The organism is Streptomyces sp. NPDC052682 (assembly GCF_040678435.1).
Taxonomy (GTDB): Bacteria; Actinomycetota; Actinomycetes; order Streptomycetales; family Streptomycetaceae; genus Streptomyces.
Genome location: NZ_JBFATS010000006.1, coordinates 264,620 through 289,268, shown reverse-complemented (window position 1 = coordinate 289,268; position 24,649 = coordinate 264,620). Strand labels below are relative to the sequence as shown.

At 72.8% G+C, this 24,649-nt stretch carries 17 protein-coding genes, 1 tRNA gene and 1 pseudogene; 3 read left to right on the top strand and 16 right to left on the bottom strand.

Annotation, left to right across the window (positions count from 1 at the left end; translation table 11 throughout):
* Positions 1–139: 139 nt before the first annotated feature.
* Positions 140–1,030, bottom strand: a complete 891-nt coding sequence (locus tag AB0K80_RS11925) for a glycosyltransferase (RefSeq protein ID WP_365668399.1) — start codon at positions 1,028–1,030, stop codon at positions 140–142.
* A gap of 125 nt (positions 1,031–1,155) precedes the next feature.
* On the opposite strand from AB0K80_RS11925, the gene AB0K80_RS11920 reads away from it, so the two are divergent.
* Complete coding sequence (locus AB0K80_RS11920) at positions 1,156–1,728, top strand: GNAT family N-acetyltransferase (RefSeq protein ID WP_365668397.1); 573 nt, start codon at positions 1,156–1,158, stop codon at positions 1,726–1,728.
* Between the two features lie 234 nt (positions 1,729–1,962).
* Here AB0K80_RS11920 and AB0K80_RS11915 read toward each other — a convergent pair whose 3' ends face one another.
* Entirely contained in the window at positions 1,963–2,859 is an 897-nt protein-coding gene (locus AB0K80_RS11915) for an alpha/beta hydrolase (RefSeq protein WP_365668395.1), read from the bottom strand.
* 119 nt (positions 2,860–2,978) lie between these two features.
* Between AB0K80_RS11915 and AB0K80_RS11910 the strand changes: the two genes are divergently transcribed.
* Positions 2,979–4,049 (top strand): helix-turn-helix domain-containing protein, encoded by a 1,071-nt coding sequence (locus AB0K80_RS11910; RefSeq protein ID WP_365668393.1) that lies wholly within the window; start codon positions 2,979–2,981, stop codon positions 4,047–4,049.
* A gap of 58 nt (positions 4,050–4,107) precedes the next feature.
* Here the strand turns inward: AB0K80_RS11910 and AB0K80_RS11905 are convergent.
* From AB0K80_RS11905 to bldG, 11 genes are all read right to left on the bottom strand, one after another.
* Positions 4,108–4,181 (bottom strand) — tRNA-Thr (locus tag AB0K80_RS11905).
* Positions 4,182–4,290: 109 nt separating this feature from the next.
* Positions 4,291–5,871: an alpha/beta hydrolase gene (locus AB0K80_RS11900; protein ID WP_365668391.1), complete on the bottom strand. Its 1,581-nt coding sequence runs from the start codon at positions 5,869–5,871 to the stop codon at positions 4,291–4,293.
* A 148-nt stretch (positions 5,872–6,019) separates the two neighbouring features.
* On the bottom strand, positions 6,020–7,225 hold the full coding sequence (locus tag AB0K80_RS11895) for a DNA polymerase III subunit delta' (protein ID WP_365668389.1): 1,206 nt from the start codon (positions 7,223–7,225) through the stop codon (positions 6,020–6,022).
* Between the two features lie 103 nt (positions 7,226–7,328).
* Complete coding sequence (gene tmk, locus AB0K80_RS11890; RefSeq protein WP_365668387.1) at positions 7,329–10,634, bottom strand: dTMP kinase; 3,306 nt, start codon at positions 10,632–10,634, stop codon at positions 7,329–7,331.
* A 168-nt stretch (positions 10,635–10,802) separates the two neighbouring features.
* A complete protein-coding gene (gene topA, locus AB0K80_RS11885; protein WP_365668385.1) occupies positions 10,803–13,637 on the bottom strand; it encodes a type I DNA topoisomerase in 2,835 nt (944 codons plus the stop codon).
* A 262-nt stretch (positions 13,638–13,899) separates the two neighbouring features.
* Positions 13,900–14,097 carry a hypothetical protein gene (locus tag AB0K80_RS11880; RefSeq protein WP_365668383.1) on the bottom strand — a complete coding sequence of 66 codons (198 nt, stop codon included), beginning with the start codon at positions 14,095–14,097 and terminating at the stop codon, positions 13,900–13,902.
* Between the two features lie 754 nt (positions 14,098–14,851).
* On the bottom strand, positions 14,852–16,372 hold the full coding sequence (locus AB0K80_RS11875) for a class I SAM-dependent methyltransferase (RefSeq protein WP_365668381.1): 1,521 nt from the start codon (positions 16,370–16,372) through the stop codon (positions 14,852–14,854).
* A gap of 173 nt (positions 16,373–16,545) precedes the next feature.
* Positions 16,546–17,136 carry a small secreted protein gene (locus tag AB0K80_RS11870; RefSeq protein ID WP_365668379.1) on the bottom strand — a complete coding sequence of 197 codons (591 nt, stop codon included), beginning with the start codon at positions 17,134–17,136 and terminating at the stop codon, positions 16,546–16,548.
* A gap of 206 nt (positions 17,137–17,342) precedes the next feature.
* Positions 17,343–19,748 carry a sodium-translocating pyrophosphatase gene (locus AB0K80_RS11865; protein ID WP_365668377.1) on the bottom strand — a complete coding sequence of 802 codons (2,406 nt, stop codon included), beginning with the start codon at positions 19,746–19,748 and terminating at the stop codon, positions 17,343–17,345.
* Between the two features lie 286 nt (positions 19,749–20,034).
* The gene (locus AB0K80_RS11860; protein WP_365668375.1) at positions 20,035–20,466 is read right to left on the bottom strand and encodes an ATP-binding protein; all 432 of its coding nucleotides are present in this window, start codon (positions 20,464–20,466) and stop codon (positions 20,035–20,037) included.
* A 144-nt stretch (positions 20,467–20,610) separates the two neighbouring features.
* Entirely contained in the window at positions 20,611–20,952 is a 342-nt protein-coding gene (gene bldG, locus AB0K80_RS11855; RefSeq protein WP_024885807.1) for an anti-sigma factor antagonist BldG, read from the bottom strand.
* A 79-nt stretch (positions 20,953–21,031) separates the two neighbouring features.
* Between bldG and AB0K80_RS11850 the strand changes: the two genes are divergently transcribed.
* The gene (locus AB0K80_RS11850; protein WP_365668373.1) at positions 21,032–23,527 is read left to right on the top strand and encodes a DEAD/DEAH box helicase; all 2,496 of its coding nucleotides are present in this window, start codon (positions 21,032–21,034) and stop codon (positions 23,525–23,527) included.
* Between the two features lie 136 nt (positions 23,528–23,663).
* Here the strand turns inward: AB0K80_RS11850 and AB0K80_RS11845 are convergent.
* The 3 genes and pseudogenes from AB0K80_RS11845 to AB0K80_RS11835 all read right to left on the bottom strand — a co-directional run.
* Positions 23,664–24,041 (bottom strand): annotated as a pseudogene (locus tag AB0K80_RS11845) (Rv3654c family TadE-like protein); the annotation flags it as partial.
* A complete protein-coding gene (locus tag AB0K80_RS11840; RefSeq protein ID WP_365668371.1) occupies positions 24,038–24,421 on the bottom strand; it encodes a TadE family type IV pilus minor pilin in 384 nt (127 codons plus the stop codon). The pseudogene AB0K80_RS11845 and the gene AB0K80_RS11840, both read right to left, overlap by 4 nt.
* Complete coding sequence (locus AB0K80_RS11835; protein ID WP_365668370.1) at positions 24,408–24,617, bottom strand: DUF4244 domain-containing protein; 210 nt, start codon at positions 24,615–24,617, stop codon at positions 24,408–24,410. The genes AB0K80_RS11840 and AB0K80_RS11835 overlap by 14 nt, the downstream gene beginning before the upstream one ends.
* Positions 24,618–24,649: the final 32 nt, after the last annotated feature.

Here is a 24,649-nt window from a genome sequence, read left to right as displayed (position 1 = left end):
CCCCGGCCGGGTCCGGGACGACAGAGGGTCCTGGTCGGCAGAGGTGACCGACCGGGACCCTCGTCCCCGGGCTGCCCGCTCTCGCGGAGACACCAGGTCCCCGGTCCCCGGCGGAGACGCCGGGTCTCCGGCGGAGCCGTCAGATCACCGGCGGCCGTCCCAGCCGGGTGAGCCGCCACACCGTACGCCAGCGCATCGGCCGCCGCTCCCCCGCCGGCTCCCGCACGCCCTCCGCGAAGCCGCCGAACCAGGCCCGCAGCCCGGCGGCCGACCGGTTCCGTACGACGGTCAGCAGCACCCAGATCCCGAGGTGCACCGGGATGAGCGGGAGCGGCAGCCGGCGGCGGGCCAGCCAGACCCGGTTGCGGGCGTTGACCCGGTAGTAGATCGCGTGCCGGGCGGGTGAGGTCTTCGGGTGCTGCAGGAGCAGTTCGGGCGCGTACAGGATCCGCCAGCCCGCGTCGGCCGCGCGCCAGGCCAAGTCGGTCTCCTCGTGCGCGAAGAAGAACTCGGCGGGCCAGTCGCCGATCTCGTCGAGCATCGACATGCGCAGCGCGTGCCCGCCGCCGAGGAACCCGGTGACGTACCCGCCGCGCAGCGGGTCGGAGGCACCGATCCGGGGCACGTGCCGCCGCTGCGTCTCACCGTGCTCGTCGGCGATGCGGAAGCCGACGATGCCGAGCCGGTCGTCCGCGTCGAACAGTTTCTGGACGCGGCGCAGCACGTCGGGATCGACCAGCAGCCCGTCGTCGTCCAGCTCGACCACGACGTCGACGTCCCCGAACTCCCGCAGCCGCGCGAGCGCGGCGTTGCGCCCGCCCGGGCAGCCGAGGTTCTCGTCCAGCTCGACGAGCGTGACCTCGCCCGGCAGCGAGAGCCGCTCGGCGAAGTCGGGCAGCGGGCACCCGTTGCCGACGATCACGATCCGCTCGGGCGGGACGTCCTGCTTGGCCACGGACTGCAGCAGCGCGTCGACCTCGGCGGGCCGGTTGCCCATGGTCACCACGGCGACCGCGATCCTCGGAGTCACCCTGTCCTCACCCCAACTTCCGGCCGGCGACTGACCCGCGATGCTAGCCGTTCACGGTAGGGACTTCTCCAGTACGCCTTGGAAGCCGGCGGGCACGGTGGCGGCCCCCGTGGCAGGGTGGTGCCATGAGCATCGAGGTCCGCCCGGCGTCCGTGTTCGAGGACGTCCGTGCCGTGCTCGGCCCCAAGTCGCCCACGGCGAACGTCTGCTGGTGCCTGAGCTACCGGATCCCCTCCAGGCTCAACAACGAGCTGCGCGGCCCGGCCCGCGGCGAGTACGTCGCCGGGCTGTGCCGCGCCGATCCCCCGCCCGGGGTGCTCGCCTACGACGGTGACGAGCCGGTCGGCTGGGCCGCGGTGGCGCCCCGCTCGCAGACGTCCTTCGCGCGCAACCGCAAGATTCCGCACGTCGACGACCTGCCGGTCTGGTCGCTGTGGTGCATCCGGGTCCGCCCCGGCCACCGGAAGCAGGGCATCTCGCACGCCCTCATCGCCGGCGCGGTGGAGTTCGCTCGCGCCCACGGCGCCCCGGCCGTCGAGGCGTACCCGCTCGACAACGGCGACGCCAGAGTCGACCTGACGATGGCGTACGCCGGACTGCGCAAGAACTTCGAGCGCGCCGGGTTCACGCACGCCGCCGACACCACCTCGGTGCTGGCCGGGCACCCCCGGGTGCTGATGCGGCTGGACCTGCGCTGAGCGGCTCCGCCGGGAAGTCAGACGGCGGTCCGCTGCTCCGGGCGGTGTGGCCGGGGGGCCGGTGGGGGGTCGGTACGGCCGAGTGACCCGCGTAGGGCCGGCCGGGCCGGCCGTGCCGTACGCGTCCGGCACGGGCAACACGCCCGAGGTGCGGCCCCACGCCCGATGCGGCCCACCGGGCCCGGTGGGCCGACAAGCCCGATGGGTCCATCGGCCCGCCCAGTCAACACCGCCTCACGCGGCCAAGCCGCGGCGCAAGGCCGCGCCGAGCTCGGCGATCTGCCGGCGGGACACCTCGGCGGACAGGATCGCCTGCGACCCGTGGAACGTGCCGGGCCACTGGTGCAGTTCGACGCTCACACCGGCCTGCAGCAGGCGCAGCGCGTACGCGATGTCCTCGTCGCGGTTCGGGCAGAGTTCCGCGGTGGCCAGGTAGGCGGGCGGCAGCCCGGACAGGTCGGCGGCCCGTGCCGGCGCGGCGTACGGGGTGGCGGACGCGCCGCCCAGGTAGTGGCGCCATGCCGCGGCGGCCTTGTCGCGGGTCATCCACGGCGTGTCGGTGAAGTTCCGCCGCGACCAGGTCTCCTGACGGTCGTCGAGCCCCGGCTGGTTGAGCAACTGGAAGCAGATCGCGGGCCCCTGCTCATCGCGGGCGCGCAGCGCCAGCGCGGCCGCGAGCCCGCCGCCGGCGCTGTGGCCGCCGACCGCGATCCGCTCCGGGTCGAAGCCGAGTTCGGCGGCGTGCCCGGCGGCCCACGTCAGGACGGCGTACGCGTCGTCCAGCGCGGCCGGGAACGGGTCCTCCGGCGCCAGGCGGTAGCCCACCGAGACGACCACCGCGCCGGAGAGGTCCGCGAGCCGGGCCGCCCACGGGTGCTCGGTGTCCAGGTCGCCCATGACGAACCCGCCGCCGTGCAGCCAGATGATCGCGCCCTGGGCCTGGTGGGGACGGTAGATCCGCACCGGCACGGCCGGATCGGCCGGCACCGTACGGTCCTCGACGTCCATCGCGCCGGTGTCGGGCGCGGGCACCGCGGCGGCCAGCTCGGAGAGGTTCTTGCGCGCCGCGACCGGGTCGTCCAGGTCGGCCGCGGGGAACAGCGGGATGAATGCTTCGAGTTCGGGATCCATGCCGGACATCGTCACGGCCGCCGGCCCCGGCGGTCATCCGCCGCTCGTCGGGCATCCGCCCCGGATCACGCACCGGCCGGCGCCTCAGCCGCCCGCGGTCGGGACCTTATGCTCCTGGCATGGAGGCACTGGCCGCACGGCTGTCGCACCTGGATTCCGAGGCCGAGGGCGCGATCCGTGTCGTGATGTTCTACGACACCCTGATGCGCCGCCGGGTGGACCTCCCGGCGCTCGCCCGGGCCTCGGCGGGCCTGGCCGCGTGCGTGGCCGGGATCCGGCTGCACGGCACGGGCCGGGCGATCCGCTTCTCACCGGACGGCAGCGAGGCACCACCCCACACCACCAGCAAGACCCCCGGGCACGAGCCCGCGAAGACCCCCACCCCCTCCACCACGGCCCCGATCACCCTCGACGGCGAGGAGATCGGCACGGTGTGGCTGGAACGCCCCGGAACACCCCAGGCGCTCGACGAGTTCCTGCTGGACCGGCTCGCCATCGCCGCGGCCGCGGTCGTCGAACGGTACGGCCCGGCCCGCACCACCATGGCCGACCCCGCCCTGGTCGAGCTGGTGATCAGCTCCGACAGCGACGAGGCCGCCCGGGCCCGGGCGTTACGGCTCCTGGGGTTCGCCGCCGACCTGCCGGTCACCGCCGTCGCCGTACGGTCCGACCGCCCGCTCGACCGGATCGGCGGCCTGCTCTGCCCGGCCCGCCCGGTCAAGGCGGCGCCCCTCGCCGACGTGGGCGTCATCCTGGCCGCCACCGTGGACCCGACCCGGTTCCCGGCCGGCGTACGGGCGGGCATCGGCACCGCCGCGAGCCCCGACCGGTCCTGGCGCGAGGCCCGCACCGCGCTGCGCTTCACCACTGCCCGCCGGCCGGTCGTCCCCTACGACCGTCTGGGCGCCCTCGCACTGCTCGCCGAGCTCCCCCGGGACGCCGCCCTGGGCAACCCCGACGTGACCGCGATCGCCGGGCTCGCGGCACACCCGGAGGACCTGGACACCCTGGACGCCTACTGCACCACCGGCTCCCTGCGCCGCGCCGCCGACTGCCTCCACCTGCACCACAGCACGGTCGCCCGCCGCCTGGACCAGATCGGCAAGCACCTCGGCATCGAGCTCACCGACCCCACCGGCCTGCTGCGGGCCAGGCTCGCCCTCACCGCGTGGCAGCTGCTCGACGACTGACCCGGCCACAGCACCAGAAAACCCCAGGCCGGAAGTCTCCGACCTGGGGTCTCAGAAGAGCCGCTTTCGGGATTCGAACCCGAGACCTACGCATTACGAGTGCGTTGCTCTGGCCATCTGAGCTAAAGCGGCACGCTGCCCGCACCATGGTGCGATCAGCAACGACGGTAAGTCTACACAGTTTCGAAGGGTGCTTCGTACCAGCCCCGGAGGGGGAGGTTCCGGGGCTGGCAGGTGTCCGCTACGAGCAGCGTTTTCCGTCCTTCGGCGGGGTCCCCTGCACCAGGTAGGCGTTGATCGCGGAGTCGATGCAGCGGCTGCCGCGGCCGTACGCGGTGTGGCCGTCGCCCTCGTAGGTGAGGAGCCGGGCGGAGGAGAGCTGGCGGGCCAGGGACTGGGCCCAGCGGTAGGGGGTCGCCGGGTCGCGGGTGGTGCCGACCACGACGATGGGGGCCGCGCCCCGGGCCTCGATGCGGTGCGGTTCGCCGGTGGCCCGCACGGGCCAGTACGCGCAGTTCAGCGAGGCCCAGGCCAGGCCCTCGCCGAAGACGGGCGACGCCTTGCGGAAGGCGGGCAGGGACTGGCGGACCTGCTCCGGGCTGTCGAAGGCCGGCGGCAGGTCCAGGCAGTTCACGGCCGCGTTGGCGAACATCAGGTTCGCGTAGCGGCCGTCGGCCTCGCGTTCGTAGTAGCTGTCGGAGAGCACGAGCAGGGCCGCGCCGTCGTTCTCCTTCATCGCCGAGGTCAGCGCCTCGCGCAGGTGCGGCCAGGCACCCTCGTCGTACATCGCGGCGATGACGCCGGTGGTGGCCAGCGACTCGGTCAGCCTGCGGCCGCCGGCGTCGCCGGTGGGCAGGGGCCGGGCGTCCAGCCGGTCGAAGAAGGCGGTGAGGCGACGGCCGACCTGCTCGGGCTTGGTGCCGGGTCCGCCGAGGGGGCAGTCGCTCCGGCGCGCGCAGTCCTTCGCGAACGACCGGAACGCCGTCTCGAAGCCGGCCGTCTGCTCCAGGTTCAGCCGCCGGGCGGGCAGGGAGGGGTCGAGGGCGCCGTCCAGCACCATCCGGCCCACCCGGCCGGGGAACAGCCCCGCGTACGTCGCCCCCAGGAACGTGCCGTACGACGCTCCGACGTAGGTCAGCTTCGCGTCCCCGAGCGCGGCGCGCACCAGGTCCATGTCGCGGGCCGCCTCCACGGTGGAGACGTGGCGCAGCAGTTTCGGGGTGCGGGCGCCGCAGCCCTCGGCGAACGCCCGGTAGGCGTCGACGAGCGCGCCGGTCTCCCGCTCGTCGTCGGGGGTGAGGTCGGTCTGCGTGTAGGTGTCCATGGCGGGACCGTCCAGGCAGGTGACGGGCTCGCTGCGGGCCACGCCGCGCGGGTCGACGGCCACCATGTCGTAGCGGGCGCGCACCGCGGCCGGGTAGCCGGCACCCGCGTACGCCTGGAGGTAGCCGACCGCCGAGCCGCCCGGTCCGCCCGGGTTCACCAGCAGGGAGCCGAGCCGTTTGCCCGGGCCGGTGGCCTTCTTGCGGGACACGGCGAGCCGGATGTCACCGGCGGACGGGTCGGCGTAGTCCAGCGGCGCCTTCAGCGTGGCGCACTGGAAGCCGGGGGTGCCGCAGTCACGCCAGCGCGGCTTCTGCGCGTAGTACGGCGCCAGCGCGGCCGGTGTGGCGCGCGGCAGCTCGGCGAGTACCGCGGCCTCGGCCGCCGCACTGGCGGTGGTCGCCGAACTCCCGGACGAGCAGGCGGAGACGAGCAGCGCCGCGGCGGCGAGGAGGGTGGCCGCAGGGCGGGTCCTGCGGAGGGTGCGCCATGTGTCCATTCAGCGATCGTAACTGTGAGCGATGGATTGAGTGCTGTACGCACACGGCGTGACTCGTACGAGGGACGGAGTCCCTCTCACGGGTGACGTCACCCGGCCCTGGTCAGCCGGCTCTGGGTCAGCCCGCTCTGGGTCAGCCCGCTCTGGGTCAGCCCGCTCTGAGCGCCATGGTCATCGCCTCCACGGCCAGCAGCGGGGCCACGTTGCGGTCCAGGGCGTCCCGGCAGGCGGCGATGGCCTCGATACGGCGCAGGGTGGACTCCGGGGTGCTGCTGCGGGCGAGGCGCTCCAGGGCCTGCTCGGCGTCCGTGTTGGCGAGAGCGATGCGGGAACCGAGCTGGAGGGCGAGGACGTCGCGGTAGAAGGCTGTGAGGTCGGTCAGGGCCAGGTCCAGGCTGTCACGCTGGGTGCGGGTCCTGCGGCGCTTCTGCTTGTCCTCCAGGTCCTTCATCACCCCCGCCGTGCCGCGGGGCAGCCGGCCGCCCTGGGCCGCGCCGAGGGCCGCCTTGAGGTCCTCGGTCTCCTTGGCGTCGGTCTCCTCGGCGAGCTGCTTGGCGTCCTCGGCGGCCGCGTCGACCAGCTCCTGCGCGGCCTTGAGCGCCCCGCCGATGTCGTCCACGCGCAGCGGCAGCTTCAGCACGGCGGCACGGCGCTCCCGGGCGGCCGGGTCGGTGGCCAGACGACGGGCCCGGTCGACGTGGCCCTGGGTGGCGCGGGCCGCCGCGGCGGCCACGTCCGGCTCGACGCCCTCGCGCCTGACCAGCATGTCGGCGACGGCCTCCACCGACGGCGTGCGCAGGTTCAGGTGGCGGCAGCGGGAGCGGATGGTCGGCAGCACGTCCTCGACGGAGGGCGCGCACAGCAGCCACACCGTGCGGGGGGCGGGTTCCTCGACGGCCTTGAGGACGGCGTTGGCGGACTTCTCGTTCAGCCGCTCGGCGTCCTCGACGAGGATGACCTGCCAGCGGCCGTTCGCCGGGGAGGTGAACGACTTGCGGACGGTGTCGCGCATGTCGTCGGCGAGGATCTGCGTGCCGACGGCGGCGACCGTGGTGACGTCGGCGTGGGTGCCGACGAGCGCGGTGTGGCACCCGTCACAGAAGCCGCAGCCCGGGGCGCCGCCGAGGGCGCGGTCGGGGCTGACGCACTGCAGGGCCGCGGCGAAGGCCCGCGCCGCCTGGTTCCGGCCGGCCCCGGGCGGCCCCGTGAACAGCCAGGCGTGCGTCATCCGCGACGCCTCGGGCAGGGGCTCGTCCGCCGCGGCGGCCGTGACCAGGGCGTCGGCGTCCCGGGCGGCGGCGGCGAGCTGCTCGCTCACCTTCTCCTGCCCGACGAGGTCGTCCCACACGGTCATGGGTCACGCCGCCCTTCCGTCACGTACAGCCTGCGGGATCCATTGTGGGGGTGGGCACTGACAACGCCCCGGGGGTGGGCCTGTCCCCCCGGGCGGGACCGGCTCAGCGGCGCCGGCCCCGGCCGTCGTCCTCGTCGTCCTCGTGCGGACCGAGCAGTTCGTCCGCGAGCGTCGGCAGGTCGTCCAGCGGTGTCTCCTCGGCCCAGTCGGACCGCTGCCGCCGCCGGGGGCCGCCCTGCTGATCGACCTGGGGCAGCTCCCGCGTACGGTCCTCGGTCCCGTCGGGCCGGGGCCGCTCGTCCCGGAAGAAGCCCGGAGGCACCCGGTCCGCGGGGTCCTCCCCGGGCACCGGCGGGAGTACGGCGGTCTCCTCGGCGTCCCCGGACCGTACGGGCGGGAGCACCGCGGTCTCGTCCTCGGCCCCGGGCGCCGCCGGGGTCCGGTTCCCGGCCCCGGGGGCCACCGGCGGGAGTACGGCCGTATCCTCGCCGTCCCCCGGGCGCACCGGAGGCAGCACCGCCGTCTCGTCCGCCGCGCCGGGAACGACCGGCGGCTTGGGCAGCTCGGCCGTCACCTCGGAGTCGGGCACCGCCGGCCCAGGAGACGCCTCGAAACGGTCGTCGGCGCTCCTCGTGGGCCGCTGCGGGGCCTCCGCCTTGTCCATGCGCACGCGCGGCAGCACCGCGGTGTCCTCCGCCGGCCCGCCCGACGCGTTGGTCGGCGTGACCACGGGCGTCGGCGCGGTCGCCGCGTCCGGTGCGGCGGCGGAGGGCGCCGGTGCCGGCTTCGGCCCGGTCTCGGCCGCGGCGGCCGCCGCTTCGGCCAGGCGCCGGGCCTCCTCGGCCCGCAGCAGTGCCTCCTCGGCCTTGCGCTGCTTCTCCAGTCGCCGGGCCTCGGCCTCGGCACGCACGCGTGCCTCCTCCTCGGCCTGCTTCCGGCGCCGTTCCTCCTCGGCCCTGCGCCGGGCTTCCTCCTCGGCACGGGCCTTCTCCTCGGCGAGGAGCCGCGCCCGTTCCTCCTCGGCCCGCTTGCGCGCCTCCTCGGCCCGGCGGCGCGCCTCCTCCGCCTGCCGTTCGGCCTCGCGCCGCTGCGCCTCCTCCAGCTCGCGCCGCTTGCGCTCCTCCTCCTCGGCACGCAGCCGCGCCAGCTGCTCCTGGCGCTCGCGCTCCAGGCGCTCCTCCTCGGCCTTCCTGCGGGCCTCTTCCTCGGCCTTGCGGCGGGCCTCCTCCTCGGCCTTCTTCCGCGCCTCCTCCCGGGCCTTGATCTCGGCCTCGGACAGCGGCAGGACCTGGTCGAGCCGGTGCCGGATGACCGTGGTGACCGCCTCGGGCTCCTGGGCTGCGTCCACCACCAGGTACCGGCCCGGGTCGGCCGCCGCCAGCGTCAGGAAACCGGCCCGCACGCGCGCGTGGAACTCGGCGGGCTCCGACTCCAGCCGGTCGGGCGCCTCGGTGAACCGCTCGCGCGCGGTCTCCGGCGCGACGTCCAGCAGCACGGTCAGGTGCGGCACCAGACCGTTGGTCGCCCAGCGGTTGATGCGGGCGATCTCGACGGGCGACAGGTCACGGCCCGCGCCCTGGTAGGCCACCGAGGAGTCGGTGTACCGGTCGGAGATCACCACCGCGCCCCGCTCCAGGGCGGGCCGGACCACCGTGTCCACGTGCTCGGCGCGGTCGGCGGCGTACAGCAGCGCCTCCGCCCGGTGGGACAGGCCGGCGCTGGAGACGTCCAGCAGGATCGACCGCAGCCGCTTGCCGACCGGGGTCGCCCCCGGCTCGCGGGTCAGCACGACCTCGTGGCCCTTGGCGCGGATCCACTCGGCGAGCGCCTCGGCCTGCGTCGACTTGCCGGACCCGTCGCCGCCTTCGAGGGCGATGAAGAAGCCGGTGGCGGCGGGCGCCTGCTCGGGGTCGTCGCCGCCGAGCACCGCGTCGCGCAGGTCGTGCCGCAGGGGCACGCCGGAGCGGTCGTCGACCTTGGCCAGCACCAGCGCGGCCACCGGCAGCAGCAGCGCGCCGACCAGCATCAGCGTGAACGCGGCGCCGCCGTGCGCGAAGACGAACTTGCCGTTCTCCAGCCGGTGCGGCCCGATGCCCGCCGCGACCAGCGGGGAGAGGACCGCGCCGAGTGCCACGCAGACCCGGACGACCGCGTGCAGGTGTTCCGTCGTGCGCTGCCGCCGGAAGTCCTCGGTCTCCTGGTCGAGCAGGGTGTGCCCGGTGTTGGCGGCCATGCCCGCGCCGACGCCGGCCAGTGCCAGGATCAGCAGGACGCTGGTGACGTCCGGCACCAGCCCGGCGGCCAGCAGCGCCACGCCGGTGAAGGCGATGGCCAGCGCGAGCAGCCGCCGCCGCGACAGCGCGGGCAGGACGGCGGGGGCCGTACGGATGCCGACCACGACACCGCCGGTCAGCGCACCCACCACCAGCCCGTACAGCACGGGGCCGCCGCCCAGGTCCTTGGCGTGCAGCACCGCCACGGCGACCGCGGCGGAGATCGCGCCGGCGACGCAGGCGCAGGCGAGCACCAGCAGCGGCAGCGCGCCCGTGCGGCCCTTGTCGGCGCCGGTGCCGGTCTTCGGGCGGCGCAGCCCCTCCAGCGGCGACCGCGCGCGGGGGGTGCGGGTGCCGGGCAGCTCCAGGAAGGTCAGCACGGACAGGGACGCGGCGAACAGCCCGGCCGCGACGTACGAGGCGAGGGCCGCCTGGTGCGCGCCGAACCAGTCGATGCCCGCGCCGAGCAGGTTGTTGCACAGCGCGGCGACGACCAGGGCGACGGCGGCGGCGGGGATCGCGGCGAAGCCGGTGCGCAGCGACAGGCGGCGCAGGGCGTCCATGTGGTCCGGCAGGGGCCGTATCGACGCGCCCTCCGGCGGCGGGGCGGGCAGCAGCGCCGGGGCGGCGCTCTCCCGGCACACCGTCCAGAACCGCTCGGCGACCCCGGTCACGAACGCGGTGACCAGCAGGACGGCCAGCGCGTTGCCAGGTGTCCAGTCGATCCACAGCGGCGCGACGATGAGCAGCGCGGCCCGCAGTCCGTCCGCGCCGACCATGGTCCAGCGGCGGTCCAGCGGACCGTCGTGGGAGGTGAGGGAGGTGAGCGGGCCGAGGAGGACGGCGCCGAACAGCAGGGTGGCCAGGACGCGGACGCCGAAAACGGTCGCCACTGCGAACGCCACGCCCCGGTACCCGCCGCCGAACGAGCCCTCGGCGATCGCCGCCTGGAGGGCGAGGAGGACCAGCACCAGCAGGGCGAGGGTGTCACCCACGGCACCCACCAGCTGGGCGCTCCACAACCGCTTCAGCTGCGGCTGGCGCAGCAGGGCGCGGACGGCACGCTCGCGGGAGTCCGCGACCAGGGCGTCGTCGGGGGCCGGGTGAGGGGCCGTTGGCTGCTCGGCTCGCGTCATGCTTTCAGCCTATCGGCCCGCACCGACAGCCTGGAGGGCGCGCCCGGGCGTGCGCGCGCCCCGGCACCGAAGTACTGCCGGGGCGTTCGCATTGCGAACGTGAGGCGAGGTTGCGGGCCTTGCGGGCCGGGCCTGCCCCGTGCGGGCGGACCCGGTCCTGAAGACCTCTCAGTCCTCCGCGGTGTTGGCGGCCGTCGCCTTCTTCGCCGCCGTCTTCTTGGCGGTCGCGGACTTCGCGGTCGTGGTCTTCTTGGCGGTCGTGGTCTTCTTCGCCGCGGTCTTCTTGGCGGCCGTCGCCTTCTTGGCCGGGGCCTTCTTCGCGGCCGTCTTCTTCGCGGTCTTCTTGGCGGGCGCCTTGGCGCGCTTCTCGGCGAGCAGCTCGAAGCCGCGCTCCGGCGTGATCGTCTCGACGCTGTCGCCGGAGCGCAGGGTCGCGTTGGTCTCGCCGTCGGTGACGTACGGCCCGAAGCGGCCGTCCTTCACCACGACCGGCTTCCCGCTGACCGGGTCCTCGCCGAGCTCCTTCAGCGGCGGCTTGGCGGCCGCGCGGCCCCGCTGCTTGGGCTGGGCGTAGATCGCCTGCGCCTCTTCCAGCGTGATGGTGAAGATCTGGTCCTCGGACTGCAGGGACCGCGAGTCGGTGCCCTTCTTCAGGTACGGGCCGTAGCGGCCGTTCTGCGCGGTGATCTCCTGGCCGTCGGTGTCGGTGCCGACGACCCGCGGCAGCGACATCAGCCGCAGCGCGTCCTGAAGGGTCACCGTGTCCAGGGTCATCGACTTGAACAGCGACGCCGTACGCGGCTTGACCGCGTTCTTGCCCGACTTCGGGGTGCCCTCGGGGAGCACCTCCGTGACGTACGGGCCGTAGCGGCCGTCCTTGGCGATGATCTGGCGGCCCGTCTCCGGGTCGTCGCCCAGCACGCGCTCGCCGCTGGGCTTGGCGAGCAGCTCCTCCGCGAGCTCGACGGTCAGCTCGTCCGGCGCCAGGTCGGCCGGGATGTCGGCGCGCTGGTGGGCCTCGGTGTCCTTCTCGCCGCGCTCGATGTACGGCCCGTAGCGTCCGACCCGCAGCACGATGCCGTTGCCCACCGGGAACGACGACACCTCGCGCGCGTCGATCGCGCCCAGGTCGGTCACCAGCTCCTTGAGGCCGCCGAGGTGGTCCCCGTCGCCGTTGCCGGCGTCGGCGGCGTCGCCGTTGCTCGTGCCCTCGCCGAAGTAGAACCGCTTCAGCCACGGCACGGCCTGCGCCTCACCGCGCGCGATGCGGTCGAGGTCGTCCTCCATCTTGGCGGTGAAGTCGTAGTCGACGAGCCGCCCGAAGTGCTTCTCCAGCAGGTTGACCACGGCGAAGGACAGGAAGGACGGCACCAGGGCCGTGCCCTTCTTGAACACGTAGCCGCGGTCGAGGATCGTGCCGATGATCGACGCGTACGTCGAGGGGCGGCCGATCTCCCGCTCCTCCAGCTCCTTGACCAGGGAGGCCTCGGTGTAGCGGGCCGGGGGCTTGGTGGCGTGCCCGTCGACCGTGATCTCCTCGGCGCTCAGCGCGTCGCCCTCGGTGACCTGCGGCAGCCGGCGCTCGCGGTCGTCGAGCTCGGCGTTCGGGTCGTCGGCGCCCTCCACGTAGGCCTTGAGGAAGCCGTGGAAGGTGATCGTCTTGCCGGACGCGCTGAACTCGACGTCCCGCCCGTCGGCGGCCGTGCCGCCGATCTTGACGGTCACGGAGTTGCCCGTGGCGTCCTTCATCTGGGAGGCGACGGTCCGCTTCCAGATCAGCTCGTACAGCTTGAACTGGTCGCCGGTCAGTCCGGTCTCGGCGGGCGTGCGGAAACGATCACCCGAGGGCCGGATCGCCTCGTGGGCCTCCTGCGCGTTCTTGACCTTCGCGGCGTACGTCCTCGGCTGCGGCGGCAGGTAGTCGGCGCCGTACAGCTGCGTGACCTGGGCGCGGGCGGCGGCGATCGCCGTGTCGCTCAGCGTCGTGGAGTCCGTACGCATGTACGTGATGTAGCCGTTCTCGTACAGCTTCTGCGCGATCTGCATGGTCGCCTTCGCGCCGAAGCCGAGCTTGCGGCTGGCCTCCTGCTGGAGCGTCGTCGTACGGAACGGGGCGTACGGCGAGCGGCGGTACGGCTTGGACTCGACGGACCGCACGGAGAAGCGGGTGTTCTCCAGGGCGGCGGCCAGGGCGCGGGCGTTCGCCTCGTCGAGGTGGAGGATGCCGTCGCTCTTGAGTCGTCCCAGGGAGTCGAAGTCGCGGCCCTGCGCGATCCGCCTGCCGTCGACGGTCTGGAGGCGGGCGACCAGCGACGACGGGTCCGACGGGTCTCCGGCGCGGCCGGTGGCGAAGGTACCCGTCAGGTCCCAGTACTCAGCAGAACGGAAAGCCATCCGCTCGCGTTCCCGCTCGACCACGAGCCGGGTGGCGACGGACTGGACGCGGCCGGCCGACAGCCGCGGCATGACCTTCTTCCACAGCACCGGCGAGACCTCGTAGCCGTAGAGACGGTCGAGGATGCGGCGGGTCTCCTGGGCGTCGACGAGCTTCTGGTTGAGCTGGCGCGGGTTGGCCACCGCCTCCCGGATCGCGTCCTTGGTGATCTCGTGGAACACCATGCGCTTCACCGGGATCTTGGGCTTGAGGACCTCCTGGAGGTGCCAGGCGATGGCCTCGCCCTCCCGGTCCTCATCGGTGGCGAGGTAGAGCTCGTCGGAGTCCTTCAGCAGGTCCTTGAGCTTCTTGACCTGCGCCTTCTTGTCGGCGTTGACCACATAGATGGGCTGGAAGTCATGGTCGACGTCCACACCGAGGCGGCGGACCTCACCGGTGTACTTCTCGGGCACCTCCGCGGCGCCGTTCGGAAGGTCGCGAATGTGCCCGACGCTCGCCTCGACGATGTAGCCAGGGCCGAGATAGCCCTTGATCGTCTTCGCCTTGGCAGGCGACTCGACGATGACGAGTCGGCGGCCGCCCTTCGCGGTCTCGCTGGTCGGGGACAACTTCGCTCTTCTCTCCGGTCGACGCTGGGCCTCCCCAGGCCTGTGCTCCCGGGGTCGGGTCGTTCTTTCCTGGTTCACTCTGGTGACGCTGCGGAGTGTGACGGTACATCCCGCCCCCGTGTCAAACGGGAAAAGCCCGCAACGGCCACTCGAACGGTAACCCGACTACCACCATTCCTGCCGCCCGGAGTCTTGAGTGGTCCGGAAGGTGTATGCGCAGCGCTGTCGTCCCGCTACAGAAGGACGTGTTCCGTTCCGCTGCTCAGAGGCGGGTGAGGCACCAGGCGCCGGCCGCCAGCGCGGCCAGGCCGGCCAGGGTCGCGACGGTCACCGATGCGACGGGACTCACACCCTGCGCGACCGGGCGGTGGTGCCGTGCCCGGGTCACGGTCCACACCAGCAATCCGGCCCCGAACAGGGAGAACACCATTCCTGCGAAGATCGCCGGTCCGCTCTCCATGGCTCCCCGTGCCCCTTTTTCTCCGGTCCTCGCGTTCCCAGCCCCGGGAGGCTGACACGCGCGGGCGGCGGCCAGGCGAACCCGGGGTGAACGCCGGGCCGACGGGCGTGGGCCTCATGGTCGGCTGACGCCCGCCGCCCGGTTCGGGACGGCCGCCACAACGGCTCGATCTTTTCCGGGGCCGTCCTTAGGGGCCGACGCGGGCGCTTTGAGGGGCTGGCGTGGGCTGTGTGGGGGTGGCGCGGCCTGTGTGTGGGGCTGGCGCGGCCACCGTTGGGGGGTGGCGTGGCCGCCGTTGGGGGGTGGCGTGGCCGCCAGGAGGGGACACGGCCGCCGTGAGGGAGCGTGGCCGCCGTGAGGGAGGGTGGCCGCCGTGAGGGGGCGTGGCCGCCGTGAGGGGGCGTGGCCGCCGTGGGGGCGCGGCCGCGGGAGCCGACGCGACCACCGCGAGGGGGTACAGCCCGACCCACCGCCAGGCGTCACAGTCCGGGACCACCGCCAGCCGGGACCACCGCCAGGCGGTCCGGTGCCGCCACGCCAGGCGGTACGGCCCCACCTATCAACCCAACCCGCCGACTCCGCACCGTCCGGCTAGCCCGGCCGACATCTCAACCCCGCCGACGTCTCAAACGGCCGGCCTCCCAACCAGCCGGCCTCCCAACCAGCCGGCGCCCCCAACCAGCCGGCGTCCCAAACGGCCCACACCCCAACCAGCCGGCGTCCCAAACCGCCGACGCCCCAACCAGCCGGCGTCTCAGCCCGCCGGTTCCAGGAACCCCTGCTCGACCAGCAGCCGGATCTGGCCCGGCGTGCGGTCGCGCAGCAGGACCGGGTCCTCGCCGACCAGCTGGGCGATGGCGTCCAGGATCCGGCCCGCGCTCATCGTGCCGTCGCAGACGCCGGCGAAGCCGGCACCGACCGTGTCGACCTTGGTGGCCCGGCGCATGCCGCGGTTCTGCCGCAGCACGACGTGCTCCGGGTCCTCGGCGCCGGGCAGCCCGACCTGCTCCTGCACGACCTCGTCGGCGAGCCGGAAGTGCGCCTCCAGCAGGGCGGCGTCGTCGTGCGTCCGCAGGTAGTCGAGCCGGTCGAAGTGCGCGCGGATCGTCTCACCGAGCGGCTGTTCGACCGGATGCGGCCACTCCTCCGTCGTGATGGACGGCGCGGACGAGTCCGTGCGGCGCAGTGTGATCCAGCCGAAGCCGACCGCCCTCACCTTGCGCGCGTCGAACTCGTCGAGCCACGCGTCATACCGCGCCTGGTACTCGGCCAGGTCGCCACGGTGGTCGCCCGCGTCCCTCAGCCACAGCTCGGCGTACTGGTTGATGTCCTGCACCTCGCGCTGCACGATCCAGGCGTCGCACCCGCGAGGCACCCATGACCTGAGCCTGTCCTGCCAGTCCTCCCCTTCCACGTGCTGCCAGTTGGCGAGGAACTGCGCGAACCCGCCCACGTTCAGCCGTTCCCCTGCCCCCTGAACGAGCGAGCGGCACAGATCGTCCCCGCCCATGCCGCCGTCGCGGTACGTCAGCCGGGCACCCGGCGAGATCACGAACGGCGGGTTCGACACGATCAGGTCGTACGTCTCGTCCTGCCTGACCGGCTCGAACAGCGAACCTTCGCGCAGGTCGGCGGCCGGCGCCCCGGAGAGCGCGAGTGTGAGCGCGGCGATGTGCAGGGCGCGCGGGTTGACGTCGGTCGCCGTCACGCGCGTGGCGTGCCGGGAGGCGTGCAGCGCCTGGATGCCCGATCCGGTGCCGAGGTCGAGGGCGGAGGCGACGGGCGTGCGGACGGTGATCCCCGCGAGGGTCGTGGAAGCCCCGCCGACCCCGAGGACGACTCCCTCGTCCCGCCGGCCGATCCCGCCGGCGCCGCCGACCGCGCAGCCCAGGTCGGACACGATGTACCAGTCCTCGCCGTCCGGCCCCCCGTACGGCCGGACGTCCACGGTGGCGGCGAGCTCGTCCGCCCCGGCGCGCACCAGCCAGCCGCTCTCCAGGCACGCGTCGACGGGCAGGACCTCCGCCACGCGCGCGTGCGGCACGGGCTGCTGGAGCAGGAACAGCCGGACGAGCATCTCCAGTGGCGTGTCCCCGCGGGTGGCCCGCAGCGCGGGCACCGTCTCGCTGCGCGCGAGGGCCGCGTACGCCGGGGCGCCGAGCAGCTCGAGCAGTCCGTCGGCGGTGAAGGAGGCCCCGAGCAGCGCGTCCCGGAGCCGGGCGGCGACGTCGGGGCGGTCGGAGGAGGGCAGAGGAGGCAGGCTGGCGTTACTCACGCCACCATTGTGAACGCACCCGACCGTTCGGGTCCGGCCTCACGCCGCCGTTCCGGTTCGACGCATGCCCCCGCTCCTGCCGTACGTCGCCGACACGGCGCCGAAGGCCCCGGCACGCGTGCGTACCGGGGCCTTGTTCGGTTGACGAACGACCGCTCACCCTGGGGCGGCTCTCAGCTCGCCGTGGCCGGCGCCGATCCGGTCGCCGCGTTGCAGCTGGGCTGCTTGGCCATCGCCTGGCCGACCTCGCCCTCCTCCAGGTTGCGCAGGGCGTCGTTGCCGCTCTTGCTGAGCTTGTCCAGCTCGGTGGCGATGTCCTTCAGGCCGTCGGCGAACTTCGCCTGGTCCTTGGTGTTGAGCCCGTCGACCTGCTTCTTCAGGGAGGCGTAGGAGGAGGAGATGCCGTTCAGCTCCTTCACGGCGTCCTTCTGCTTCTGCTCGCCCTTGTCGACGTCGGGCGCACCGGCCTTCTGGACGGCGGCTCCGATCGCCTTGTAGGCGTCGGACATGTCCTGGAAGGCCTGCGCGTCGGTCTTCTGGACGTCTTCCGGCGCGCTGTTGTCCGAGGTCTCCTTCTGGATCGCGGCGTTGGCGGCCTTGATCTTCTTGGCCTGCGGCTGCACCGCGTCGCAGACCTCCTTGGCCCAGGAGTTCAGCTTCTCGTTGCTGTCGTCGCCGCCGCATCCCGACAGCGCCAGTACCAGTACCGCACCGCCGGACAGTGCGGCCGCGAGCTTCTTGTTCACCGGTTTGGTCCCTTCCATGGCTCTCTCGGCCCCGGAACATACACGCCAGATGGGCGACATCCGCGTGTCGAACGCCCATTAAGACCCTTTTGTAACCATTTGCACCAAGAGAGAGAAGGCTCACGATGAGGGCGCGCACAGACACGGCGTGGGCGGACGGCGCGTCAACCCGCGCCGTCCGCCCACGCCTTGAGCTGGGGCTTGTTCCGCGACCGCCCGGCTCGCTAGGAAACCACCGCCGGATCGGCCGACTTGGGTTTCCGTTCGGCGTTGTCTTCGTCACCCACGGCGATGCCGCGCCGCTTGGAGACGTAGACCGCGCCGACGATCACGACGAACGCCAGTGCCGCGATCAGCACCCGTACCCCGACGCTCCTGTCGGCGCCGTAGGAGAACCTGATGACCGCGGGCGCGATGAGCAGCGACACCAGGTTCATGACCTTCAGCAGCGGGTTGATCGCGGGACCGGCGGTGTCCTTGAAGGGGTCGCCGACGGTGTCGCCGATGACGGTGGCGGCGTGGGCCTCGCTGCCCTTGCCACCGTGGTGGCCGTCCTCGACGAGCTTCTTGGCGTTGTCCCAGGCGCCGCCGGAGTTGGCGAGGAACACCGCCATCAGCGTGCCCGCGCCGATCGCGCCCGCCAGGTACGCGCCGAGCGCGCCGACGCCGAGGGTGAACCCGATGAAGATCGGCGCCATCACGGCGAGCAGGCCGGGGGTGGCCAGTTCCCGGAGCGCGTCCTTGGTGCAGATGTCGACGACCTTGCCGTACTCCGGTTTCTCGCTGTAGTCCATGATCCCGGGCTTCTCCCGGAACTGGCGGCGCACCTCGAACACCACCGAACCCGCCGACCGCGACACGGCGTTGATCGCCAGCCCCGAGAAGAGGAAGACGACCGCCGCGCCGGCGATGAGACCGACGAGGTTGTTGGGCTGGGAGATGTCCATCATCAGGCTCATCGGGGCGCCCTCCCCGCTGAGTTTCTCGCCCACGTCCCGCGCCCCGGTGATGATCGCGTCACGGTACGAGCCGAACAGCGCCGAGGCCGCGAGGACAGCCGTGGCGATCGCGATGCCCTTGGTGATGGCCTTGGTGGTGTTGCCGACGGCGTCCAGGTTGGTGAGCACCTGCGCGCCCGCGCCCTCGACGTCGCCGGACATCTCGGCGATGCCCTGCGCGTTGTCGGAGACCGGCCCGAAGGTGTCCATGGCGACGATCACGCCGACCGTGGTGAGCAGGCCGGTGCCGGCCAGCGCCACCGCGAACAGCGCCAGCATGATCGACGTTCCGCCGAGCAGGAAAGCCCCGTACACACCGAGGCCGATCAGGAGGGCGGTGTAGACGGCCGATTCCAGGCCGACGGAGATACCGGCGAGGACGACGGTGGCCGGGCCGGTGAGCGAGGTCTTGCCGATGTCCCTGACGGGCCGCCGGCTGGTCTCGGTGAAGTAGCCGGTCAGCTGCTGGATCAGCGCGGCGAGCACGATGCCGATGGCGACCGCGACGAGCGCGAGGATCCGCGGGTCGCCGCTCTTGCCCTGGATCGCCGCGTCGGTCACGCCGTCCAGCTCGGCGTACTTCCCGGGCAGGTAGACGAAGACGGCCACCGCGACCAGGACGAGCGAGATCACCGCGGAGATGAAGAAGCCGCGGTTGATCGCGCTCATGCCGCTGCGGTCGGCCCGCCTGGGTGCCACCGCGAAAATGCCGATCATGGCCGTGACCACGCCGATGGCGGGCACGAGCAGCGGGAACGCCAGGCCCGAGTCGCCGAAGGCCGCCTTGCCGAGGATCAGCGCCGCCACCAGGGTCACGGCATAGGACTCGAACAGGTCGGCCGCCATGCCCGCGCAGTCGCCGACGTTGTCGCCCACGTTGTCGGCGATGGTCGCGGCATTGCGCGGATCGTCCTCCGGAATGCCCTGCTCGACCTTGCCGACCAGGTCGGCGCCGACGTCGGCGGCCTTGGTGAAGATGCCACCGCCGACCCTCATGAACATCGCGATGAGCGCCGCGCCGAGACCGAAACCCTCCAGCACCTTCGGCGCGTCGGCCGCGTACACCAGCACCACACAGGAGGCGCCCAGCAGGCCGAGGCCCACCGTGAACATGCCGACCACGCCACCCGTGCGAAACGCGATCTTCATCGCTTTGTGGGAGACGGCGGTGAGATCCTTTTCCGGCTCGCCCACCGCCGGAGTCGCCTCACGCGCCGCAGCGGCCACACGCACATTGCTGCGTACGGCGAGCCACATGCCGATATAGCCGGTGGCCGCCGAGAACGCCGCGCCGATCAGAAAGAACACCGACCGTCCGGCACGCTGATTCCAGTCGTCCGCGGGCAGCAGCATGAGCAGGAAGAACACGACGACGGCGAATACGCCGAGCGTGCGCAGCTGGCGGGCCAGATAGGCGTTCGCGCCCTCCTGGACCGCCGCCGCGATCTTCTTCATGCTGTCGGTGCCCTCGCCGGCCGCGAGGACCTGGCGCACCAGGATGCCCGCGACCACGAGCGCCGCCAGCGCCACGACCGCGATGACCGCCACGAGCACACGGTTGTCATCGGTCAGCACGGCGGCTGCGAGGTGCGTGGGAAGGCCCGACTGATCTGAGAGAGAAAGCCCCGCCATTCGTCCTCCTTGACGCTTGGGCTGAGCTCAAGATGTGGACGGGATTGTAGGTACCGGAACCCGATCAAAACAGTGCGCGATAAATCGAATTGGCCGCCTCGGTAATGCCCTGAAAGCATTCCCCTACGGCACGTTGATCGCTTATTGGGCACCACAATTGATCGTGAACGAATTCACGCGATGTGAAGCACTGGAACCACTGTAAGCGCGGGTACTGACACCCGCACATGCCGAAGGGCCCCACGGGTGGGGCCCTTCGGCATGAGGAGTGCGTACGGGTGACCGGTCAGACGAGGATCGTCGGCGGCGGTGTGGTCGGCCAGGTCATACGGATCTGCCCGCCGTTCTCCCCGGTGGTGACCTCGACGTCGTCGACGAGCCCGCTGATGACGGCGAGGCCCATCTCGTCCTCGTCGGTCTCCACGTCACCGTCCGCGGTCCCGGAGGCCGGGTCACCGGGAACGGCGTGCGGGGCCTCGTCGCCGACCTCGATGGAGAACTGCTTCTCCTCCTCGATCAGCAGCACCTTCACCGGCGCCGACACGCCGCTGGTCCGGTGCAGTCCGACGGCCCGGGTGCAGGCCTCGCCGACGGCCAGCCTGACCTCGTCGAGGACGGCCTCGTCCACTCCGGCCCTGCGCGCCACCGCTGCCGCCACCAGCCGGGCGGTCCGGACGTGCTCGGGCAGCGCGCTGAAGCGGAGCTCAACGGTGGCCATGCATCCCCCTCGCAACTACGGGCGTGCTGTCGAGGGACCGGGCCGCCGATAACCCGGCCCCCCTCGTTGTTCACTTCGCCGCACGTTCCGGCGAACGTTTCGCCGGACGTCGGCAGCCCCGGGCACTTGGCCCGGGGCCGGTGATCAGTCGGTCGCCGCCACCGCTTCCTCGACCGAGGTGTGAATCGGGAACACCTTGGTGAGGCCGGTGATACGGAAGATTTTCAGAATGCGCTCCTGGTTGCAGACCAGGCGCAGGGAGCCCTCATGGGCACGCACGCGCTTGAGGCCGCCGACCAGCACGCCGAGGCCGGTGGAGTCGAGGAAGTCCACACCCTCCATGTCGACGACAAGGTGGAAACTGCCGTCGTTCACCAGCTCGACCAGCTGCTCGCGCAGCTTGGGCGCGGTATATACGTCGATTTCGCCACCGACCCTGACGATCGTGCGATCGCCGATGGTCTCGGTCGACAGGGACAGGTCCACGGATCCTCCAGCACCTTGCTATCGAGCGGTCGCCCTTGGGGCATCTCGGCTTCGGCCCCTGGACGGTTCGCCAGCCGCGATGGCATTCAATCACTTACCGGCAGGCGTGCACGACGCCTTGGTCCCATTGTCCGTCACGCCAGTGACACACTCGGTGCCGATGGCCAAGAATCACCGATCCGATCGACCCTCGACGGACCACGCCTCCCGCCCCGCGCCGGGCACGGTCCTGGACCGGCTCGCCTCGGGGCCGAGCCGGGCTGCGCGCATCACTCATACGGAGCACTTGCCCCCACGTGAGGGCCGCCATGCCGTCTGGCCGGACCGGATCCGTGCCGAGGTCATCGCCGCCGTACGGACCGCCGGTGTCCAGCATCCCTGGGCCCACCAGGCCATCGCCGCCGAACACGCCCTGAACGGCGAGTCGGTCGTCGTCGCCACCGGCACGGCATCCGGCAAGTCCCTGGCGTACCTGGTGCCGGTCCTGTCCACGCTGCTGGACGGCGCAAAGGCCGCGAACGGCCGCGGGGCCACCGCCCTGTACCTCGCCCCCACGAAGGCCCTTGCGGCGGACCAGTGCCGGTCGGTGAAGGAACTTTCACAGCCGTTGGGCCATTCGGTGCGTGCCGCGGTCTACGACGGCGACACGCCGTTCGAGGAACGCGAGTGGATCCGCCAGTACGCCACCTACGTGCTGACCAACCCGGACATGCTGCACCGCGGCATCCTGCCGTCCCACCCCCGCTGGGCCTCCTTCCTGAAGTCGCTGAGGTACGTCGTCATCGACGAGTGCCACACCTACCGGGGCGTCTTCGGTTCGCACGTCGCCCAGGTGCTGCGCCGGCTGCGCCGCCTGTGCGCCCGCTACGGCGCCTCGCCGGTGTTCCTGCTGGCCTCGGCCACCGCCGCCGAGCCCGCGGTGGCCGCCCGGCGCCTGACCGGTCTGCCGGTGGTGGAGGTGGCCGACGACGCCTCCCCGCGCGGTGAACTGGTGTTCGCCCTCTGGGAGCCGCCGTTGACCGAACTGGAAGGCGAGAAGGGCGCACCCGTCCGCCGTACGGCCACCGCCGAGGCCGCCGACCTGCTCACCGACCTCACCGTGCAGGGCATGCGGTCGATCGCCTTCATCCGGTCCCGGCGCGGGGCGGAGCTGATCTCCGTCATCGCCAAGGAACGCCTCGCCGAGGTGGACCGCTCCCTGGCCCGGCGGGTGGCGGCCTACCGGGGCGGCTACCTCCCCGAGGAGCGCCGCGCGCTGGAAAAGGCCCTGCACTCCGGCGAACTGCTGGGCCTGGCCGCGACCAACGCCCTGGAGCTCGGCATCGACATCTCCGGCCTAGACGCGGTGATCATCGCCGGCTACCCGGGCACGCGCGCGTCCCTGTGGCAGCAGGCGGGCCGGGCCGGACGGGCCGGGCAGGGCGCCCTCGCCGTCCTGGTGGCCCGCGACGACCCCCTGGACACCTACCTCGTCCACCACCCGGAGGCGTTGTTCGACCGGCCGGTGGAATCCACCGTCCTCGACCCCGACAACCCCTACGTCCTCGCCCCCCATCTGTGCGCGGCCGCGGCCGAGCTCCCGCTCACGGAGGAGGACCTGGTCCTCTTCGGCCCCACCTGCGCCGAGCTGCTGCCGCAGCTGGAAGCCGCGAAGCTGCTGCGCCGCCGTACCAAGGCCTGGCACTGGACGCGGCGGGAGCGGGCCGCCGACCTGACCGACATCCGGGGCGAGGGCGGCCGGCCCGTCCAGGTGGTGGAGGCCGGCACCGGCCGCCTGCTGGGCACGGTCGACGCGGGCGCCGCGCACTCGACGGTGCACGAGGGCGCGGTCCACCTCCACCAGGGCCGCACATACCTCGTACGGTCCCTGGACCTGGAGGACTCCGTCGCCCTGGTCGAGGAGGCCCGCCCGCCGTACTCCACCGTCGCCCGCGACACGACCTCGATCTCCGTCCTGGAGACCGACGCCGAGATCCCCTGGGGCGAGGGCCGCCTGTGCTACGGCTCCGTCGAGGTCACCAACCAGGTCGTCTCCTTCCTGCGCCGCCGGCTCCTCACCGGCGAGGTGCTGGGCGAGACCAAGCTCGACCTCCCTCCCCGTACCCTGCGCACCCGCGCGGTGTGGTGGACGGTCACCGAGCATCAGCTGGACCGGGCGCGGATCAACCCGGAGATCCTCGGCGGCGCCCTGCACGCGGCCGAGCACGCGTCGATCGGCATGCTGCCCCTCTTCGCGACCTGCGACCGCTGGGACATCGGCGGCGTGTCGATCCCGCTCCACCCCGACACGCTGCTGCCCACCGTCTTCGTGTACGACGGCCACCCGGGAGGCGCGGGATTCGCGGAGCGCGCCTTCCACACCGCCCGGGCCTGGCTCACGGCCACCCGCGAGGCCATCGCGTCCTGCGAGTGCGAGGCCGGCTGCCCGTCCTGCATCCAGTCCCCCAAGTGCGGCAACGGCAACGATCCGCTGCACAAGAGGGGTGCCGTGCGACTGCTCACGGTGCTGCTGGAGGGGGCGCCGGAGGAGAAGACGGCGGGGGAGCAGGGGGAGCCGGTCCGGCCGGGCTCCTAGCCGGTCCGGCCGCACTCTTAGCCGGGCCGGGAAGACCCGCAGCAGACAGCCCGGGGAGACCCGCAGGAGAGGGGCCCTGGAGTCCCTCCGGCGGCACCGGCCCCACAGGTTCGTCAGGAGCCAGGCCCGCGCTTCCCGCAGGGCCCGCCCGTGCCCTGACCTCCGCGGTGAACGGCCCTCGTCCCGACGCCGCAGTCACGTCCGAGACGTCGCCGACGAGCGCGCAGCGCACGAGCCGTGCCCCCTGGGCCCGGGCCACACGATCCGCCCGGGCGCAGGCCGCCGGTTCCCCCTGAGCCCAGTGGTCCGCCGCCGCGAGCGCCGCGAGGTCCGCGCCTCCGGCCGCGCGGTGCCGGGTGACGACGGCATGCCCCACGGCGAGCACGACGCCGAAGACGACGCACAGCACCGCGATCACCCCGGCGCTCCACACCGTGGCGGAGCCGCGGTCGGAGCTCGCTGCCGCCCACCGGAGCCACCGAGCCGGGGCGGGACCCCGCGAGCCGCCTTTCATGTGCCCTCCCCCGCCGCCCCCCGGGCCTCGACGGAGGCCACGGCGTCCTCCCGCAGCTCAAGAGGCAGTCCGTACAGCAGTGGCGGCTGGGCCACCACGGTCACGCGCACCTGCTGCGCCTCCCGGCTGACCGTGATCTCGGCCCCGGACGGTGCGACCTCGCGGGCCGCCTCGACCACCGCGCCGGCCGGTTCCTGCCGGGCCGCCGCACGGGCGCCCGTCCGCGCCGCGTCCACGCACCGGATCTGCGCGACCACGACCAGCAGCCCCCAGATCAGCGACGCGGCGAAGAGCACCAGCACGGGCAGCACCACGGCCGACTCCGCCGTCACGAACCCCTGGTCCGACCCCCGTCCCGCACCGCGCTCACGCTTTCGCACGAAGGGCCCGCCTCACCATGTCCTGGAGCTCCGCGCTGACCGCGCCGCTCGTGACCACCTTGTAGAGCACCACGGCGAACGCCACCGCCGCCACGATGCCCATCGCGTACTCCGAGGTGACCATCCCCGCGTCCCTCCGCACCGCTCGCACCGCGCACACCAGGGCACACAGCCGTGCCCGTACCGCCTGATACATCTCAACCTCCGTAAGAGTCCTGGAAACCGTCT